This is a genomic window from Sphingomonas sp. S1-29 (assembly GCF_026167545.1).
Classification (GTDB): Bacteria; Pseudomonadota; Alphaproteobacteria; order Sphingomonadales; family Sphingomonadaceae; genus Sphingomonas.
The window spans coordinates 2224049-2241521 of sequence record NZ_CP110678.1 but is presented as its reverse complement, the minus strand read 5'-3'; the positions used below and the strand labels follow the sequence as shown (position 1 = coordinate 2241521).

Annotated in this window: 18 protein-coding genes; 9 read left to right on the top strand and 9 right to left on the bottom strand. The window is 67.3% G+C overall.

Annotated elements, in window-relative coordinates:
* Positions 1–24: 24 nt before the first annotated feature.
* From OKW76_RS10680 to rpmF, 3 genes are read right to left on the bottom strand one after another with little or no spacing between them, the layout of a single operon-like run.
* The gene (locus tag OKW76_RS10680) at positions 25–996 is read right to left on the bottom strand and encodes a beta-ketoacyl-ACP synthase III (protein WP_322740083.1); all 972 of its coding nucleotides are present in this window, start codon (positions 994–996) and stop codon (positions 25–27) included.
* Positions 993–2024, bottom strand: coding sequence for a phosphate acyltransferase PlsX (gene plsX, locus OKW76_RS10675; RefSeq protein WP_265548876.1), 1032 nt, complete (start codon positions 2022–2024; stop codon positions 993–995). Before plsX ends, OKW76_RS10680 begins: the two co-directional genes overlap by 4 nt.
* 28 nt (positions 2025–2052) lie before the next feature.
* Entirely contained in the window at positions 2053–2232 is a 180-nt protein-coding gene (gene rpmF, locus OKW76_RS10670; protein ID WP_256508120.1) for a 50S ribosomal protein L32, read from the bottom strand.
* 214 nt (positions 2233–2446) lie between these two features.
* Between rpmF and OKW76_RS10665 the strand changes: the two genes are divergently transcribed.
* Complete coding sequence (locus tag OKW76_RS10665; RefSeq protein ID WP_265548875.1) at positions 2447–2884, top strand: MAPEG family protein; 438 nt, start codon at positions 2447–2449, stop codon at positions 2882–2884.
* 21 nt (positions 2885–2905) lie between these two features.
* On the opposite strand, the gene OKW76_RS10660 is transcribed toward OKW76_RS10665, so the two are convergent.
* Entirely contained in the window at positions 2906–3568 is a 663-nt protein-coding gene (locus OKW76_RS10660; protein WP_265548874.1) for an MBL fold metallo-hydrolase, read from the bottom strand.
* 111 nt (positions 3569–3679) lie between these two features.
* On the opposite strand from OKW76_RS10660, the gene pabB reads away from it, so the two are divergent.
* The 5 genes from pabB to OKW76_RS10635 all read left to right on the top strand — a co-directional run bounded on the left by pabB (position 3680) and on the right by OKW76_RS10635 (position 8024).
* Positions 3680–5428, top strand: a complete 1749-nt coding sequence (gene pabB / locus OKW76_RS10655) for an aminodeoxychorismate synthase component I (RefSeq protein WP_265552916.1) — start codon at positions 3680–3682, stop codon at positions 5426–5428.
* Between the two features lie 35 nt (positions 5429–5463).
* Entirely contained in the window at positions 5464–6666 is a 1203-nt protein-coding gene (locus tag OKW76_RS10650; protein WP_265548873.1) for a pyridoxal phosphate-dependent aminotransferase, read from the top strand.
* 174 nt (positions 6667–6840) lie between these two features.
* The gene (locus OKW76_RS10645) at positions 6841–6987 is read left to right on the top strand and encodes a hypothetical protein (RefSeq protein ID WP_256505714.1); all 147 of its coding nucleotides are present in this window, start codon (positions 6841–6843) and stop codon (positions 6985–6987) included.
* A gap of 49 nt (positions 6988–7036) precedes the next feature.
* Positions 7037–7696 (top strand): peptide-methionine (S)-S-oxide reductase MsrA, encoded by a 660-nt coding sequence (gene msrA / locus OKW76_RS10640; RefSeq protein WP_265548872.1) that lies wholly within the window; start codon positions 7037–7039, stop codon positions 7694–7696.
* 55 nt (positions 7697–7751) lie between these two features.
* On the top strand, positions 7752–8024 hold the full coding sequence (locus OKW76_RS10635; RefSeq protein WP_265548871.1) for a CsbD family protein: 273 nt from the start codon (positions 7752–7754) through the stop codon (positions 8022–8024).
* A 150-nt stretch (positions 8025–8174) separates the two neighbouring features.
* Here OKW76_RS10635 and dinB read toward each other — a convergent pair whose 3' ends face one another.
* The 3 genes from dinB to mgtE are packed head-to-tail and all read right to left on the bottom strand — an operon-like array spanning position 8175 to position 11102.
* Positions 8175–9260 (bottom strand): DNA polymerase IV, encoded by a 1086-nt coding sequence (gene dinB / locus OKW76_RS10630; RefSeq protein ID WP_265548870.1) that lies wholly within the window; start codon positions 9258–9260, stop codon positions 8175–8177.
* Complete coding sequence (locus OKW76_RS10625) at positions 9257–9661, bottom strand: DUF1489 family protein (protein WP_256505711.1); 405 nt, start codon at positions 9659–9661, stop codon at positions 9257–9259. The genes dinB and OKW76_RS10625 overlap by 4 nt, the downstream gene beginning before the upstream one ends.
* Before the next feature lie 31 nt (positions 9662–9692).
* On the bottom strand, positions 9693–11102 hold the full coding sequence (mgtE, locus tag OKW76_RS10620) for a magnesium transporter (RefSeq protein WP_265548869.1): 1410 nt from the start codon (positions 11100–11102) through the stop codon (positions 9693–9695).
* A gap of 133 nt (positions 11103–11235) precedes the next feature.
* On the opposite strand from mgtE, the gene OKW76_RS10615 reads away from it, so the two are divergent.
* Positions 11236–11691: a peptidylprolyl isomerase gene (locus OKW76_RS10615; RefSeq protein ID WP_256505709.1), complete on the top strand. Its 456-nt coding sequence runs from the start codon at positions 11236–11238 to the stop codon at positions 11689–11691.
* 55 nt (positions 11692–11746) lie between these two features.
* Here the strand turns inward: OKW76_RS10615 and OKW76_RS10610 are convergent, their stop codons facing one another.
* Positions 11747–12637, bottom strand: coding sequence for a LysR substrate-binding domain-containing protein (locus OKW76_RS10610; RefSeq protein WP_265548868.1), 891 nt, complete (start codon positions 12635–12637; stop codon positions 11747–11749).
* 304 nt (positions 12638–12941) lie between these two features.
* Here OKW76_RS10610 and OKW76_RS10605 point away from each other — a divergent pair, with 304 nt between their 5' ends.
* Positions 12942–15233 (top strand): CDC48 family AAA ATPase, encoded by a 2292-nt coding sequence (locus tag OKW76_RS10605; protein ID WP_265548867.1) that lies wholly within the window; start codon positions 12942–12944, stop codon positions 15231–15233.
* A gap of 149 nt (positions 15234–15382) precedes the next feature.
* On the opposite strand, the gene OKW76_RS10600 is transcribed toward OKW76_RS10605, so the two are convergent.
* On the bottom strand, positions 15383–16621 hold the full coding sequence (locus OKW76_RS10600; RefSeq protein WP_265552914.1) for an MFS transporter: 1239 nt from the start codon (positions 16619–16621) through the stop codon (positions 15383–15385).
* Positions 16622–16793: 172 nt separating this feature from the next.
* Between OKW76_RS10600 and OKW76_RS10595 the strand changes: the two genes are divergently transcribed.
* Positions 16794–17441 carry a class I SAM-dependent methyltransferase gene (locus tag OKW76_RS10595; protein ID WP_265548866.1) on the top strand — a complete coding sequence of 216 codons (648 nt, stop codon included), beginning with the start codon at positions 16794–16796 and terminating at the stop codon, positions 17439–17441.
* The last annotated feature ends 32 nt before the right edge of the window (positions 17442–17473 follow it).

Genomic DNA, 17473 nt, shown 5'->3' with positions numbered 1-17473 from the left:
GGCGCCAATACCGGTGTCAACGTACTAATAGCGGACGATCGCCGCGCCCCAGGTGAATCCGCCGCCCATCGCTTCGAGCACCAGCAGGTTGCCACGCTCGATCCGCCCGTCGCGTACCGCAACGTCGAGCGCGAGCGGCACCGAGGCCGCCGAGGTGTTGGCATGCTGGTCGACAGTCACGATCACGCGCTCGCGTGCCAGTCCCAGCTTGCGCGCGGTGGCATCGAGGATGCGTGCATTCGCCTGATGCGGCACGACCCAATCGACCTCGCTCGCATCGTGCCCCGACACCGCCAGCGTCTCGGTCATCACCGCCGCCAAATTGACGACCGCGTGGCGGAACACTTCGCGCCCCTTCATCCGGACCTTGCCGACGGTACCGGTGGTCGAGGGACCGCCGTCGACATAGAGCAGCTCGTTGTGGCGCCCGTCGGCGTGGAGCCGCATCGCCAGGATGCCGCGATCGGCCTCCCCCTCGGCCAATTCCTGCGCCTCGAGCACGATCGCCCCCGCGCCGTCGCCGAACAACACGCAGGTGGTGCGATCCTCCCAGTCGAGGATCCGCGAAAACGTCTCGGCGCCGATCACCAGCGCACGCCGCGCGGCACCCGATCGCAGCATCGAATCGGCGACCTGCAGCGCGTAAAGGAACCCCGAACACACCGCACCGACGTCGAACGCGACGCAATCGTCGATGCCGAGCGCGGCCTGCACCTTGGTCGCGGTGGCGGGGAAGGTCTGGTCGGGCGTGGCGGTCGCCAGCACGATCAGGTCGATCGCCGAAGCCTCGATCCCCGCGGCGGCAAGTGCGGCGCGACAGGCATCGGTCGCCAGCGTGCCGGTGGTCTCACCTTCGCCCGCGACATGGCGGAAACGGATACCGCTGCGCTCGACGATCCATTCATCCGAGGTATCGACGGTCTCGGCGAGTTCGGCGTTTGAGACGCGGCGCTTGGGCAGCGCCGATCCGGTGCCGGTAATGACCGAACGAATCACGCCGCTTTCGCCTCAAAATTACCCAGGTCCTCGGCGATCCGCCGTCCCAGATCATCGCGCACCATCTTGGCCGCCACCGCGATCGCATTCTCGATGCCGACCGCGTTGGCGCCGCCATGGCTCTTCACGACCAGGCCGTTGAGGCCCAGGAAGACCGCGCCATTGTGGTTGTTGGGATCGAGATGATCGCGCAGCAATTCGGTCGCGGGCTTCGAGATCAGGAAGCCGACCTTCGAGCGGATCGAGCTGCGGAAGGCGCGCTTGAGCAGGTCGGCGACGAACCGTGCGGTGCCCTCGGCGGTCTTGAGCGCGATATTCCCCGAAAAACCGTCGCATACGATCACGTCGACTTCGCCGCGCGACAGCCGGTCGCCTTCGATGAAACCAGCGAATTCCAGTGGCAGATGCGGCGCGGCGCGGATTTCGGCGGCGGCATCACGGATGATGTCGGTGCCCTTCTGGTCCTCGGTGCCGATGTTGAGCAATGCGACCCGCGGCCGCTCGAGGTCGAGCGCGGTGCGCGCATAAGCGGCGCCCATCACCGCGAACTGCACCAGGTTGCGCGCGTCGCACTCGGTATTGGCGCCGAGGTCGAGCATGACGGTGTCGGTTTCGCCGAGCGAGGGCATCAGCGCGGCAAGCGCGGGCCGGTCGATCCCCGGCATCGTGCGCAGCGACAGCTTGGCCATCGACATCAGCGCGCCGGTATTGCCCGCCGATACCGCCGCGGCGGCGCGCCCCGCCTTCACCTGCGCGATGGCGATTCCCATCGACGTGGTCTTGGCGCGGCGAATCGCCTGGCTCGGCTTGGCGTCGGACTTCACCACTTCGGGCGCATGCAGCACTTCGGATGCCGCGCTCAGATTGGGATGGGTGCGAAGCCCTTCGCGGATCGCACTCTCGTCGCCGACCAGCAGGAAGTGCATTTCGGGGAAGCGGGCACGAGCGCGCGCGACACCCGCGAGCATGACCGCCAAGCCACCATCGCCGCCCATCGCATCGACGGCGATCCGTGCACTCGACCCCATCTAGCTACTGCCTCTCGGGTGACGTGGCTTAAGCCTCGACCGCCACGATTTCACGACCGTTATAATGGCCGCACGAACCACACAGGATATGGGGACGCTTCAGTTCGCCGCAATTGGGGCATTCCTGAAACGACTCGACCGAAAGCGAATCGTGCGAACGGCGCATGCCGCGCTTCGACGGCGACGTTTTTCTTTTTGGAACGGCCATGTCGGCAAACCTTCTTCGATATTCTTCAAAACGTTCGGGGTCGCGATTCGCTGCACCGACGAGCGGAACAAGCGACACGGACAAGCCGGTCGCATGCTAGACCGACATCCGGGCAGGTCACGAAGCGAGCGTGCGCCTATACCGAATTCCCACGCCGTTGCAAGGGTAGGCCCGCCGTGCGACGCTGGTTGCGACACGATGGGGGGAAGAAGCGATGCACGGATTAATGCTGCCGATCACGCTGGCGACGATCGGCGTCGCCGCGCTCATCAATGTATGGCTCGGCATCCGCACGATCCGCGTGCGATTCAGCGATCGGGTGGCGCTGGGCGATGGCGGCAATAACAAGTTGCTCGCCCGGATGCGCGCGCAGGCCAATTTCATCGAATATACCCCGATCGTCCTGTTGCTGATCGGCGGCATCGAACTGGTGCGCGGCCCGTCGACGCTGCTGGGGGTTGCCGCGGTGGTGTTCCTCGTCGGCCGCTTGTTTCACCCCTTCGGCATGGAAGGGCGACTGTGGCCGCGCCAGGTGGGGATGATCACGACGCTGACGATCACCACGCTGCTCGCGGGCTATGCGATCCTGATCTCGCACAGCCCCGACCCGCGAGCGATCCAAGCACCCGCCCCCGCGGTGATGACCGGCTGACCGCAGCCGATCGACCGCGCCTCAACTCTGCGCCAGCACGCGATCGGCAACGAAGGGATTGTTCAACCGCTCGACCCCGAACTGGCTGGGCTCGCCATGTCCCGGCAGGAAGACGGTGTCGTCGCCCATCGGCCATAATTTGGTCACCACCGAATCGATCAGCGCCTGGGTGTCGCTCAGCGGGAAGTCGGTGCGGCCGACCGATCCCTTGAACAGCACGTCGCCGACCACCGCCAGCTTCGATTCGGGATGGTGGAATACGACATGCCCCGGCGTGTGGCCGGGGGTTTCATAGACGTCGAGCACCAGCTCGCCCACCGTCACCGTGTCGCCCTCGACCAGCCAGCGCGAAGGCTCGAACGGCACGCCATGAATACCGTAATTGCGCCCGTCCTCGTCGAGTCGCGCGATCCAGAAGCGATCGGCCTCGTGCGGTCCCTCGATCGGTACCCCGAGTTCGTCGGCGAGCGGCTTTGCCTCGCCGCAATGGTCGATATGGCCGTGGGTCAGCACGATCTTTTCGACCGTGACCTCCGCCTGCGCGATCGCGGCATGGATTCGTGCCAAATCGCCGCCGGGGTCGATCACCGCGGCACGCATCGTCTTGGTGCACCACAGCAGCGTGCAATTCTGCTGGAGCGGGGTGACGGGGATGATCGCGGCGCGGAGCGGATGGTCGGTCATGCGCACGGCATAGGCACCGCGCCGATCGACCACAACCGCCCCCGCCTTACAACTGCCCCCGCCTTACAACTGCCCTTGCCCCCGCGCGAACATGACGTCAGTGCTGGCGCGATGGCGCTTACTGCTCCTTTCGTCCTGCTCGACGACGCGCGTCCGGACGGCACCGCACGGCTCTATCGCGATCCGGTGCGCGTGCTGGCGACCTCGCGAGTGGCCGATATCGCGCCGATGCTCGCCGAGATACGCGCCGCGACCCGCGCCGGCCTCCACGCCGCGGGGTTCCTCGCTTATGGCGCGTCACCGGCGTTCGAGGCGAAGGCACCGCCCAGCAACCACGATCCACTGCTGTGGTTCGGCCTCTTCGAAGGTCACACGCCCTTCGACCCGGCCTCGCTGCCCGATCCGCGCGGCGCATGGGTAGGCGCAGCCAAGCCGTCGATCGACCGCGCCACCTATCAGCGCCAGGTTGCCGCGGTGCAGGCGCTGATCGCCGCGGGCGACATCTACCAGGCCAACCTCACCTTCCAGGCGAGCGTCAGCGTCGAGGGCGACCCGCTGGCCGCCTATGCCCGGCTGCGCGCGGCATCGCGCGCGGGCTGGGGCGCAGTCGTCGCGACCGGCGATGCGACCTATCTCTCGCTCTCGCCCGAACTCTTCTTCGCGCTCGACGCCGGCAAGTTGGTGGCGCGGCCGATGAAGGGCACCACCCCGCGCTTGTGTGACCCCGGATCCGACGACGCAGCCGCCGCCGCGCTGCAAGGCGACCCCAAGCAGCGCGCCGAAAATTTGATGATCGTCGATCTGATGCGCAACGACCTGTCGCGAATCGCGGTGCCCGGCAGCGTCGCCGTTCCCGAGCTATTCGCGGTCGAACGCTATCCGACGGTGCAGCAGATGGTGTCGACCGTCACCGCCGATCTCGCGCCGCGCCATGACGCCATCGACGTCGTATCGGCGCTTTTCCCATGCGGATCGATCACCGGCGCCCCCAAATTGCGCGCGATGCAGGCGATCGCCGATATCGAGGCCGCCCCCCGCGGGCTCTACACCGGCGCGATCGGTCGCTTCGACCCCAATGGCGATGCGCAGTTCAACGTCGCGATCCGCACGCTGACGCTGCGGGGCGACGAGGCGACATTGGGGCTCGGTTCAGGAATCGTCGCCGATTCGGTCGCCGCCGACGAATGGGACGAATGCCTCGCCAAGGGCGCATTCCTCACCGCCGCCCCGCGCACCTTCGACCTGATCGAGACGATGCGCTTCGACCCGCGCGAGGGGATCGCGCTGCTCGAACGCCATCTCGAACGGTTGAAGGCCAGCGCGCAGGCGTTCGGCTTCCCCTTCGATCGCCACGCCACCCGCAACGAGCTCCAGGCCGCGACCTTCCGGCTCGAATGCGCCGCCAAGGTGCGGCTGCTGCTCGCCCCCGGCGGCGCGGTGGCGATCGAGGTCGCACCGCTGCCGCCGACGCCCACAGCCCCGGTCGAAGTCGCATTGGTGCCGCACCGCGTCGCCGCCGCCGACTTCCGCCTGCGCCACAAGACCAGCGACCGCGCCTTCTACGACGAACCCCGCCGCGCCGCTGCCTGCTTCGAGGTCGCCTTCATCGACGCCGCAGGCTTCGTCACCGAAGGCAGCTTCACCAGCATCTTCGTCGAGCGGGACGGACTGTTCGTCACCCCGCCACTGTCGCGCGGCCTGCTTCCTGGCGTCCTGCGCGCCGAGCTGCTCGCCACCGGCCGCGCGATCGAGGGCGACCTCACCCCCGTCGACCTCGCGCACGGTTTCTGGATCGGCAACGCGGTCCGCGGACTGGTATCGGCTGTTACGGTTGCGAACCCATCGGGCGCGAGCGTATAGGCCGCGCGCGCCTCCTTCCTCGAAAGCCCACGCCCATGAAGCCCTCCGCCGCGCTCGACCGCATCAGCCCCTCGGCGACCCTCGCGATCACCTCGCGCGTGCTCGACCTGAAGCGCGCAGGCGTCGACGTGATCGGCCTCGGCGCGGGCGAACCCGATTTCGACACCCCCGATTTCGTCAAGGAAGCCGCGATCGCCGCGATCCGCGACGGCAAGACCAAATATACCAATGTCGACGGCACCGCCGAGCTGAAGGAAGCCATCGCCGCCAAATTCGCGCGCGACAACGGCCTCACCTATGCCGCCAACCAGATCACGGTGAATGTCGGCGGCAAGCACACTTTGTTCAACGCGCTGGTCGCGACGATCAACCCCGGCGACGAAGTCATCGTGCCCGCCCCCTATTGGGTCAGCTATCCCGACATCGTCGAGTTCGCCGGCGGCAAGCCGGTCTTCATCGCCGCGGGCGCCGACCAGCAATACAAGGTAACGCCCGAACAGATCGAGGCGGCGATCACCCAGAACACCAAATGGCTGATCCTCAATTCGCCCTCGAACCCCACCGGCGCGGCCTACACCGCCGACGAGCTGCGCGCGATCGGCCGCGTGCTCGAACGCCATCCGCATGTGTGGATCATGGCAGACGATATGTACGAGCATATCGTCTATGGCGATTTCGAATTCGCGACGATCGCACAGGTCTGCCCAACATTGTACGATCGCACGCTCACGGTGAACGGCTGCTCGAAGGCCTATGCGATGACCGGCTGGCGGATCGGCTTTGCCGGCGGCGCGCCCTGGCTGATCAAGGCGATGGCAAAGCTTCAATCGCAATCGACCTCGAACCCCTGTTCGATCGCGCAAGCCGCCGCCACCGCCGCGCTGAACGGCGACCAGTCGTTCCTGAAAGAGCGCAACGCCGCGTTCCAGGTCCGCCGTGACCTCGTCGTCGGGATGCTCAACGCGATCCCCGGCATCACCTGTCCAACCCCCGAGGGCGCCTTCTACGTCTATCCTGAATTCTCAGGCCTGATCGGCAGCCAGACGCCCGGCGGCACGGTGATCGACACCGACGAAGCGTTCGTCACCTATCTGCTCGACGAAGCCAAGGTCGCCTGCGTCCAGGGCGCAGCGTTCGGCGTCTCGCCCGCGATGCGGATCAGCTATGCCACTAGCGATGCTTTGCTGCGCGAGGCGTGCACGCGGATCGCCACCGCGGTCGACGCACTGAAACGCTGAGTTTCCGTAGCGGCGCATTGCTGCACCCGAACCCGAACCCTAGATGAACAACCACGCAAGCGGTCGTTCACCGCGCACCCTTATACAGTTGCTGGCGAGGCAAGGGGATGGTCCCCGCGCCCGGACCGATCGTCGCCGATGGCAGTGCCTTCGGCCCAGCAAGGAAGAAAGACGATGCTCAAGTTTCTGCGCGCCGGCTATTTCCGGCATTTCCTCAGCGGTTTCGCGATCGGTGCGATCGGCCTCGTCGCGGTGCAGACCGCGCAGCCCGAGAACCCGCCAATGTATTCGGCCAGTGCGGTAACCGATTCGGTCGGCTGAACGTATCTGGTGTAAAAGGGGCGCACCCGCCCCGTACCGGAGTCGCGTGATGCTCAAGCCGATCCTGATCGCCGCCGCGATCGCCACTACCGCCCTCGTGACGCTGCCCGTCGCCGGCCATGCCGAGCGCGCCGTCCCGATCCCCGCCCCCGCGATCGACGTTCCCGCCACCAAGGGCCAGGCGGTGGCGGTGTTCGCCGGCGGCTGCTTTTGGGGGCTCGAGGCGGTGTTCGAACAGATGAAAGGCGTGCGCCAGGTCGTCAACGGCTATGCCGGCGGCACCCGCGACACCGCGAACTATGCCGCGGTCAGCACCGAACGGACCGGTCACGCCGAAGCGGTGCGGATCGTGTACGACCCCGCCCAGGTGAGCTACGGCACCCTGCTGCGCGTCTATTTCTCGGTCGCGCACGATCCGACCCAGCTCAACCGCCAAGGACCCGACACCGGCCCCAGCTATCGCTCGGCGATCTTCCCCCAGACCCCGCAGCAGAAACTGGTGGCGCAGCGCTATGTCGCGCAGCTCGGCAAGACCAAGGCGTGGGGCAAGCCGATCGTGACGCGGATCGAAGGCGGCGGCTTCTTCCCCGCCGAGGCCTATCACCAGGATTTCTACCGCAAGAACCCCAACCATCCGTACATCGTGCGGTGGGACAAGCCCAAGGTCGCGGCATTCCGCGCCGGTTTCCCCCAGCTGGTGCGCAGCTGACGCAACCTTCGACCGCCAAGCGCGTACTAGCGCCGACTTTGCACAGGAGATTGCCATGAATGAGAACATCGTCGAAGGCACCGGCCGTGATATCGGCGGCTCGCTCAAGCAGGCAGCGGGCGACGTGCTCGGTCGCAACGATCTGAAGGCTGAGGGTTCGGCGGACAAGCTCGGCGGCAAGACGCAAAAGGCCGCCGGCCATGCCCAGGCCGCGGTCGAGGAACTCGCCGGCCCGGTGGTCGATTTCGTCCGCCGCCAGCCCTTGCTGTCACTCGGTATTGCCGGCGTGCTCGGCTATCTGCTGCTCTCGGGCGGCCGCCGCAACTGACGGCCCCTCCCACCCCCGTTCGTCCTGAGTAGCCGCTGAGCTTGTCGAAGCGGCGTATCGAAGGACCGCCCGCTTGGGGCATGTCCTTCGATACGGGTCTTCGCCTCCGCTCAGCCCCTACTCAGGACGAACGGTCTTTTGGGAACGTTGCTACCCAAGCGGCAACCCCGGCTGCACGTCCTCCCCACGCTCCTCCCCCAGCGCCGACAGCGTCAGCCCCAGCAACCGCACCGGCATCTCGACCGGATACAGCGCGCGCAGCAACAGATCGCCCGCCGCGCCGAACGCCGCGCGGTCGCCCACCCCCGCCGCCAGTGTCCGCGCCCGCGTGATCGTGCGGAAATCATTGTACCGAAGCTTCAGCGTTACCCGCCGCCCGCGCGCCTGGTGCCGCTCGATCCGCACCCATGCGGCATCGGCCACCCGCTCGAGCCCCGCTATCAGCGACTCCCAATCGGACAGGTCATGCTCGAAGGTCCGCTCGGCACCGATCGACTTCGATTCTCGATTCACCCGTACCGGGCGATGATCCTCGCCGCGCGCCGCCGCGTACAGATATTCGGCGAAGCTGCCGAAAGCGCGCCGCATCTCGTCGATCGTCAGCCCGGCCAGATCGGCACCGGTGAGGATCCCCATCCGCTCCATCTTCGCCGCGGTCACCGGCCCGACGCCATGGAAGCGCCGCACCGGCAGGCTGCCAACGAACGCCGCGCCATGCCCCGGCGGGATCACGCACAGCCCGTCGGGCTTGTTCTGGTCCGAGGCGAGCTTGGCGATGAACTTGTTGTACGACACCCCCGCCGACGCGGTCAGCCCGGTCTCGGCGGCGATCCGCGCGCGGATGGCGGCGGCGGTATCGCGCGCCGAGCCGATCCCCGCGAGGTCGGCGCTGACGTCGAGATACGCCTCGTCGAGCGACAGCGGTTCGATCAGCGGGGTGAACTCTGCAAAGATCGCGCGAATCTGCCGCGACACCGCGCTGTAGACGTCGAAGCGCGGCGAGACGAACACCAGATCGGGGCAGCGCTTGGCCGCGGTGACCGAGGGCATCGCCGATCGCACGCCGAATTTGCGCGCCTCGTAGCTCGCCGCCGCCACCACGCCGCGCGCGCGCGATCCCCCCACCGCCACCGGCTTGCCGCGCAATTCGGGAAAGTCGCGCTGCTCGACCGAGGCATAAAAGGCATCCATGTCGATATGGATGATCTTGCGCACGCCGGGCGCGGCGGCGGTCACAGCAAGGCTAAGGCGTGCAATTCGCCGATCATCGCCGACGGCATCGCCGCGATCGCCGCGCCGCCCTCGCCCAGGTCGCGCGGCGCGTCGGCATCCTCGAGATAGCGCCAGCCCTGGTGCGCGCGCTTGGGCCGCGCCTCGACCAGCACCAACGCGGGATCGATCAGGATCGCCACGCGCCCGCCCTCGGCCTCGCCAAAGCCCAGAATCGGCGATCGCGCGACCAATTGGTGCTTCAGGATCCAGAACAGCGACCCCTGCCCCGCCACCTCGGCATGCCGCTTGGGCAGATAGCGCGTGGTCAGGAACACCGGCCCCGCCTCGGCACGCACCGCTAGGCGCGCGCGCAGATGCTCGACGCTCTCGGCGGCGAAGGCGACCTTGGTCAGATGCAACGGCATCGCCCGCATTTGGGCGGGGATGCGCGTGCGATCAACCCATCGTCACCAAGCCGCTGAGAACGGCGAGTCCAAGAAACGCCAGGAACCCCATCGAATCGGTGACCATCGTCACGAAGACCGAGCTTGCCACCGCCGGATCCTGCTCGAGCCGTTCGAGCACCACCGGCACCAGCACGCCGGCCAGCCCCGCGACCAGGATGTTGAGCAGGATCGCCGACGCGATCACCATCCCCAGCATCGGGCTGGCGTACAGCAACGCCGCACCGGTCCCCAGCAGCACCGCGATCGTCAGCCCGTTCATCAGCGCGACCAAAATCTCGCGGCGGACGGTGCGCAGCGTGTTTGATTTGGTCAGCTGGTTGGTCGCCAGCGCGCGCACCGCGACCGCCATCGCCTGCGTACCCGCATTGCCGCCGATCGACGCGACGATCGGCATCAACACCGCCAAGGCCACCATCTGCTCGATAGCCCCGCCAAACGCCGCGATGATCCCCGACGCCAGCATTGCGGTGAACAAATTCGCGATCAGCCAGCGCACCCGCGCTTGATAACTGTCGCGGATCGGCTCGTTGATGTCGCCATCGCCCGCGCCCGACATCAGCAGCGCGTCCTCGCCCGCTTCCTGGCTGATGATGTGGACGATGTCGTCGACCGTCACCACCCCGACCAGCCGCCCGCTGGGATCGACGACCGCCGCCGAGATCAGCGCATATTTCTGGAAGCGGAGCGCGACCTCTTCCTGGTCCATGTCGACCGGGATCAGCGTCTGTTCGCGCTTCATGACGTCGGTCATCGACACAACGCGCGGGGTGCGCAGCACCCACGACAAATTGCAGGTGCCGACCGGCCGATGCGCGGGATCGACGACGAAGATTTCCCAGAAATCGGTGGTCAGCTGATCGTCGGCACGCAGATAATCGAGCACGTCGCCGACGGTCCAATGTTCGGGCACCGCGATCAGCTCGCGCTGCATCAGCCGGCCCGCCGATTCCTCGGGGTAGGACAGCGCCTCCTCGATCGCCGCGCGATCGTCGGGGTCGAGCGCGCGCAGCACCGCGCGCTGGTCTTCCTCGTCGAGGTCCTCGATGATCGCGACCGCGTCGTCGGTGTCGAGCTCGCCCGCGATGTCGGCGAGCTGGCGCGGGTTGAGCGCATCGACCAGCGCGTCGCGCACCCAGTCGTTCATCTCGGCGAGCACGTCGCCGTCGATTCGTTCCGAAATCGCCGCCGCCAGCGATGCACGCATGTCGGCGGGCGCGATCTCGATCAGATCGGCGATGTCGGCGGCGTGGAGCGGCTCGACCAGCGCGTTGGCGCCCTCGTTGTCGCCGGCTTCGACCGCGTCGAGGATCGCGCGGACGAATGCGGGCTTGAGCCGGTCGTCCTCGTCGAGCCCGGTCTCGCGTGCCTCGTCGATGTCGGGAAGCTCGGCCTCGCTCATATCGTGCCCTCCCGTTGCGCTGCACCAAAGCATGGCCTTAGCCCAGCCGATTCGGGCTGCCAATCCGCACACAGCGTTGCCAGCACCCGCGCGGCTCCCTAAGTGGCGCGCACCCTATCCGGAGAATGCTGCAATGTCCGATACCCCAGCCACGCTGACGCTGACCCTCGACGGCGGCGACGTCACGATCCGCCTTCGCCCCGATCTCGCGCCCAACCATGTCGAGCGCATCACCACGCTCGCCAAGCGCGGCTTCTATGACGGCGTCGTCTTTCACCGCGTGATCGACGGCTTCATGGCGCAGGGCGGCGATCCCACCGGCACCGGCACCAGCGGTTCGGACCTGCCCGACGTCGCCGCCGAATTCAGCCGCGAGCCGCACAAGCGCGGCGTATGCTCGATGGCGCGCACGATGAACCCGAACAGCGCGAACAGCCAGTTCTTCATCTGCCTCGACGACGCGACCTTCCTCGATGGCCAGTACACCGTCTGGGGCGAAGTGACCGAGGGCATGGAGCATGTCGACGCGCTGCCCAAGGGCGAGCCGCCGCGCGCACCCGGCAAGATCGTCAAGGCGACCGTCGCCTAACCTCCCGTTCGCGCCGGGCCTGTCGAACTGCTTCGACAGGCCCGGCACTTGCGTTTCAGATGCCGGGCTCGGGCCCCATCACCTCGACCAGCCAGTCGTGGAAGATCTTCACCGGGCGCGTCGTGAGCGCGCGCGGGCGGCACACGAACCAATAGCTGTAGTCGCTCGCCACCGGCTCGAACAACCGCACCAGTCGCGGATCGCGCGCGCCTTCGTAATGCATCTCGAGCATGAACGCGACGCCGAGCCCCTGCGCCGCCGCCTCGAGCATCAGCGGCCCCGAATCGAAATGGTCGACCGCGAGCGGCTCGAGCGCGGGCAATCCCGCCGATCGTCGCCATTCGACGAAGGTGTCGGGCATGTCGCGATGCACCAACGCCGTCAGCCCGCCGAGTTGCTCGGGCGTCGTGATCGGGTTCGCCCCCTCGACCAGCGCCTTGGCGCCGATCACATAGACGCGGTTGCGATCGAGTCGCCGTGCATACAGCGCCGGGTCGACTTCCTGCGCCAGGATGATCGCGGCATCGAGCGTATCGCCCAGCCGCGCCTCGCGCCGGCCGCCGGTATCGACGTCGATATGGAGTTGCGGATGCGCGCGGCGCAGCTCGCCCAGCCGCGGCATCAGCCGCTGCGACGCATAGAGCGGCAGCACCCCTAATCGCAGTCGCAGCAATTCGGCGCTGTGGCTCATCGATTCGACCGCGTCGCTCATCGCATCGAGCGCGGGCGCGATCTGCGCCAGCAGCCGCTCGCCCTCGGCATTGAGCAGGATCGCCTGGTGGCGGCGCTCGAACAACGGCTTGCCGATGAAGCGCTCGAGCGCCTGCACCCGCCGGCTCAGCGCGGGTGACGACAAGGCCAGCTCGACCGCGGCGGCCTTGATCGATCCCAGCCGCGCCACCTGGACGAACGCTTCGATGGCCGAAAGGGGGGGGAGGCGCCGCATGTCATTGATTGTGCACTGCACTAATGGGAAAATCCATCGCCTTGCGCATGTGCGCGGTGCAACCCGCTCAACGATTGCAGTTTATGCAATCATCATACAATTATTCGCACTTGCGAAGAATCATGCTGCACTGCACATAGAGCAGGCCTTTCAGGCATCCTCTCCTAAACCTTTCACGGCCGGTCCCCAGGGATCGGCCTTTTTTTTGGCCTTCTTTTTCAGGGTCGCGGCGGCTTTGCCCTCGCGTCGGCGGAACCCTGCCCCTATCTCGCCCGCTCTTGACCCGATGCGGGAGTAAAAGCTTATGGCCGACCAAGACGACAGCCCTGTGCGCAAGCTGCAAGTCGCGAGCGCGCGCGCCGAGGATAGCGGCCGCGGCGTCGCGCACCTGCCGCGCGCCTTCATGACTGCGCTGGCGCTGCAGGAAGGCGACGTGATCGAGATCGTCGGCAAGCGCACCACGCCCGCACGCGCGGTGCTGCCCTATGCCGAGGACGAAGGGCTCGAAATTCTGCGGCTAGACGGCCTGCAGCGCGCCAATGCCGGCGTCGGCTCGGGCGATTTCGTCGAGGTGCGCAAGGTCGAATCGAAGCCCGCGACTCGCGTCGTGCTGGCGCCTGCCTCGCAGCATCTGCGCCTCCAGGGGTCGGCGACCGCGCTCAAGCGCACTTTCCTCAACCGGCCGCTCTGCCAGGGCGACACCGTCTCGACCGTCGGCCAGCAGCGGGTCGCCAACATCCCGCCCAACGTCGCGCAGCATCTGCGCGCGCCCGCTTATGCGCTGCAGGAGATTCGCCTGGCGGTGATCTCGACCGTCCCGCGCGGCGTCGTCCATATCGCCGAGGGCACCGAGATCGAGCTCCGCACCGATTACGAAGAGCCCAAGGACGCGCGCCGCGCCGACGTCACCTATGACGATATCGGCGGGATGACCGCGACGATCGACCAATTGCGCGAGATGGTCGAATTGCCGCTGCGCTACCCTGAATTGTTCCAGCGGCTTGGCGTCGATCCGCCCAAGGGGGTGCTGCTGCACGGCCCCCCCGGCACCGGCAAGACCCGCCTTGCGCGTGCGGTCGCCAACGAATCCGACGCCGAATTCTTCCTGATCAACGGCCCCGAAATCATGGGCTCGGCCTATGGCGAGTCCGAAAAGCGGCTGCGCGAGGTGTTCGAGGAAGCGACTCGCTCGGCGCCCTCGATCGTCTTCATCGACGAGGTCGATTCGATCGCCCCGCGCCGCGACCGCGTCCAGGGCGAGGCCGAGAAGCGCCTCGTCGCGCAATTGCTGACGCTGATGGACGGGCTCGAGGCGCGCGCCAACCTGGTCGTCATCGCCGCCACCAACCGGCCCGAGGCGATCGACGAGGCGCTGCGGCGTCCCGGTCGCTTCGATCGCGAGATCATTGTCGGCGTCCCCGACGAGCGCGGCCGGCGCGAGATCCTGGGCATCCACACCCGCGGCATGCCGCTCGCCGAAGACGTCGATCTCGACGAGCTGTCACGCACCACCTACGGCTTCGTCGGTGCCGACCTCGCCGCGCTTACCCGCGAGGCGGCGATCGATGCGGTGCGGCGGATCATGCCGCAGCTCAACCTTGGCGATCAGACGATCCCCGCCGAGGTGCTCGACACGCTGTCGGTGAAGCGCAGCGACTTCATCGAGGCGCTCAAGCGCGTCCAGCCCTCGGCGATGCGCGAGGTGATGGTCCAGGTGCCGCAGGTCCGCTGGAGCGACATCGGCGGAATCGATGCCGCGCAAGAGCGGCTGCGCGAAGGCGTCGAGCTGCCGATGCGCGAACCCGCCGCCTTCCGCCGGATGGGCATCCGCGCCGCGCGCGGCTTCCTGCTCTATGGCCCGCCGGGGACCGGCAAGACGCTGCTCGCCAAGGCAGTGGCACGCGAATCGCAGGCCAATTTCATCGCCACCAAGTCGAGCGACCTGCTGAGCAAATGGTATGGCGAAAGCGAGCAGCAGATCACCAAGCTGTTCGCACGCGCACGCCAGGTCGCACCCTGCGTGATCTTCATCGACGAGCTCGATTCGCTGGTGCCCGCACGCGGCAGCGGCGCAGGCGAGCCGCAGGTGACCGAACGCGTGGTCAACACCATCCTCGCCGAGATGGACGGGCTCGAGGAGCTGCAATCGGTGGTGGTGATCGGCGCGACCAACCGCCCCAACCTGATCGACCCCGCGCTGTTGCGCCCCGGCCGGTTCGACGAACTGGTCTATGTCGCCGTCCCCAATGCCGCGGGGCGCAAGCGGATTCTCGAGATCCAGACCGAGAAGATGCCGCTGGCGGACGATGTCGACCTCGCATCGATCGCCGATCGCGCCGAGCGCTTCACCGGCGCCGACCTCGAGGACATCGTCCGCCGCGCCGGCCTGATGGCGCTACGCGAATCGCTCGCCAGCACGCAGGTGAGCATGCGCCATTTCGAAGCCGCGCTCGGCGAGTCGCGCGCCACCGTGACCCCCGAAATGGAGCAGGAATATGAGCAGATGGCCTCGCGGCTGAAGCAGGATTCGGTCGCGCTGCAACCGATCGGCTTCATCGCCCCCGGCATGGTCCAAGGCCGAGGACCCAAGGGCTAACCTCCCCAAAAAAAGCCCCCCTCCCTGGAAGGGAGGGGCTGGGGGTGGGTCGAGTGCTCATGGTACGGCACCGCTGCGCACGCGGCCCCCGTATCGCAAGCCTCCACCCACCCCCCGATCCCTCCCTTCCAGGGAAGGGGGATACGCTCTCATCCCCGCCGCAACGCCACCCAGGCATAGCCCAGCAACACCACTAGCGCCCCCGCCGCCACCAGATACGGCAGCGGGTGCCACAGCTCGTACAGCCCCACCCCGATCGACGGCCCCAGCACGAACGCCGCGCCGTTCACCGACGTCACCTTGCCCGCGACCGAGCCCTGCGCCGCCGGCCCCACCGCCAGCGACGCCCCCGCGGTGAATCCCGGCCGCAAAAACCCGAATCCCATCGACGCCAGCCCGAACCCCATCGCGATCCCGTACAGCGACACCGCGCTCCCCACCGCGACGCAGCCGAGCGCGGCGAAGATGCACCCCGCCAGGATCAGCGCCGCGGGCCGCAGCTTCAGCAGCGGGATGAACCCCCATTGCACCAGCAGCGACGCCCCCGCGCCGATCATCAGCACGATGCCGGTCGCGCCCAGCGCCTCGATCGGCGGCACCCCCAGCCGGTCGATCACCAGGAATCCGATCGCCTGCCCCGTCATCGCCTGCGCATGCCCCATCACCAGCCCGATGATCATCCAGGCGCGAATCCGCGGGTCGAAGAACCCCACCGGCTCGGCGCGCGATTGCGTCGCCGCGGTGATCGCCGCGCCCGAGGATTGCCCGCCGATCGAGGGATAGCTCTGCGCCGCGCCATGCGTGTCCGACGGCGATCGGTCGTCGGGCAGCAGCCGCCATACGATGATCGTCATCGCCAGCCCGAACAGCCCGAACAGATAGGCGGGTCCCGACAGCCCGACCTCGACCGCGCCGATGCTGCCCAGCACCAGATACGGCCCGATCGCCGGCCCCAGGATCGTCCCCAGCCCGAATGCCGACCCCAGCAGCGCCAGCGCCTTGGTCCGCTCCTCGCGCGTCGTCTGCCCCGCCACCATCGCCTGGACGGCGGGCGGTGCCGCCGCGCCCAGGCTGCCATAGATCATCCGCCCGCCGACGAACGCGGCGAAGGCGGCGGTCGGCGCGATCCACCCGTTGATCCCCGCCATCAGGAAGATCGCGCAAACGAACAGCGACAGCGTGAAGCCGAAGAGCCCCAACAGCACCATCGCCCGCCGCCCGCGTCGATCCGACCGGTTGGCCCAGAATGGGGCGGCGATCACCCACAGCAACGCCGACACCGAAAACGCCGCCGCCACCGCGCTGTCGGCGACCCCCAACGATCGACCGAGCGCGGGCAGCACCGATTGCAGCGCGGTATTCCCCGCTGCGATGGTGAGCATCACCATGAACAACAACGCAAAGGTGCGATCGAACCGGTCCACCGGTTCGGATTAGCCGCCCTGTCGAGCCAGGCAAGCCATGGCGCGGTGCAACTCGAACGCCTACAGGATCGTTACAACTTTACGACTCCGTCGTGACGCGGCATGGTCGCCGCACGTTTCCCAGCATGAGTTCGCGATGACCCCTGTAACGACGACGCCTTCCAGTCGCGCCGCCCGACGTTCGGATGCGACCCCCTCGCCCTGGGGCATGTTCCTGCGCGGTTTCATCAAGCACCCGGTGATGGTCGGTTCGATCATGCCGTCGTCGAAGCGGCTGATGGATCGCATGCTCGATCGCGTCGACTGGTCGGCGACCAAATTGTTCGTCGAATATGGCCCCGGGACCGGCAATTTCTGCCAGGCGGTGCTCGATCGGCTTGCCCCCGACGCAACCTTGCTGGCGATCGACACCAATATCGATTTCGTCCGCTATCTGCGCCAGACGATCCGCGATCCGCGCTTCGTCGTTGTCCATGGCTCAGCCGCCGACGTCCGCCAGATCATCGCCGATCACGGCCATGCGCACGCCGATTACGTGCTCTCGGGCCTGCCCTTCTCGACATTGCCGCCGGGCGTCGGCGACGCGATCGGGCTGGCGACGCGCGACGTGGTGCGGCCGGGCGGCGCTTTCCTGGTCTATCAATTCTCCACCAAGTGCCGCGATTTCTTCGATGCGCATTTCGGCCGTATCGACCACGAGATGGAATGGTGGAACGTACCGCCAGCCCAATTGTATTGGGCATGGGCCGACGATGCGCCGTGCGAGGTCGAACTCGCCGCATAATCGTCGCCCGGTAACCAAAGCCGCCTCACCGG

Excerpts from the sequence above, each read along its gene's own strand:
- plsX (WP_265548876.1), bottom strand. The coding sequence starts at position 2,024 with ATGGGGTCGAGTGCACGGATCGCCGTCGATGCGATGGGCGGCGATGGT.
- rpmF (WP_256508120.1), bottom strand. The coding sequence starts at position 2,232 with ATGGCCGTTCCAAAAAGAAAAACGTCGCCGTCGAAGCGCGGCATGCGC.
- OKW76_RS10665 (WP_265548875.1), top strand. The coding sequence starts at position 2,447 with ATGCACGGATTAATGCTGCCGATCACGCTGGCGACGATCGGCGTCGCC.
- OKW76_RS10660 (WP_265548874.1), bottom strand. The coding sequence starts at position 3,568 with ATGACCGACCATCCGCTCCGCGCCGCGATCATCCCCGTCACCCCGCTC.
- pabB (WP_265552916.1), top strand. The coding sequence starts at position 3,680 with ATGGCGCTTACTGCTCCTTTCGTCCTGCTCGACGACGCGCGTCCGGAC.
- OKW76_RS10650 (WP_265548873.1), top strand. The coding sequence starts at position 5,464 with ATGAAGCCCTCCGCCGCGCTCGACCGCATCAGCCCCTCGGCGACCCTC.
- OKW76_RS10645 (WP_256505714.1), top strand. The coding sequence starts at position 6,841 with ATGCTCAAGTTTCTGCGCGCCGGCTATTTCCGGCATTTCCTCAGCGGT.
- msrA (WP_265548872.1), top strand. The coding sequence starts at position 7,037 with ATGCTCAAGCCGATCCTGATCGCCGCCGCGATCGCCACTACCGCCCTC.
- OKW76_RS10635 (WP_265548871.1), top strand. The coding sequence starts at position 7,752 with ATGAATGAGAACATCGTCGAAGGCACCGGCCGTGATATCGGCGGCTCG.
- OKW76_RS10625 (WP_256505711.1), bottom strand. The coding sequence starts at position 9,661 with ATGCCGTTGCATCTGACCAAGGTCGCCTTCGCCGCCGAGAGCGTCGAG.
- mgtE (WP_265548869.1), bottom strand. The coding sequence starts at position 11,102 with ATGAGCGAGGCCGAGCTTCCCGACATCGACGAGGCACGCGAGACCGGG.
- OKW76_RS10615 (WP_256505709.1), top strand. The coding sequence starts at position 11,236 with ATGTCCGATACCCCAGCCACGCTGACGCTGACCCTCGACGGCGGCGAC.
- OKW76_RS10610 (WP_265548868.1), bottom strand. The coding sequence starts at position 12,637 with ATGCGGCGCCTCCCCCCCCTTTCGGCCATCGAAGCGTTCGTCCAGGTG.
- OKW76_RS10605 (WP_265548867.1), top strand. The coding sequence starts at position 12,942 with ATGGCCGACCAAGACGACAGCCCTGTGCGCAAGCTGCAAGTCGCGAGC.
- OKW76_RS10600 (WP_265552914.1), bottom strand. The coding sequence starts at position 16,621 with ATGGTGATGCTCACCATCGCAGCGGGGAATACCGCGCTGCAATCGGTG.
- OKW76_RS10595 (WP_265548866.1), top strand. The coding sequence starts at position 16,794 with ATGACCCCTGTAACGACGACGCCTTCCAGTCGCGCCGCCCGACGTTCG.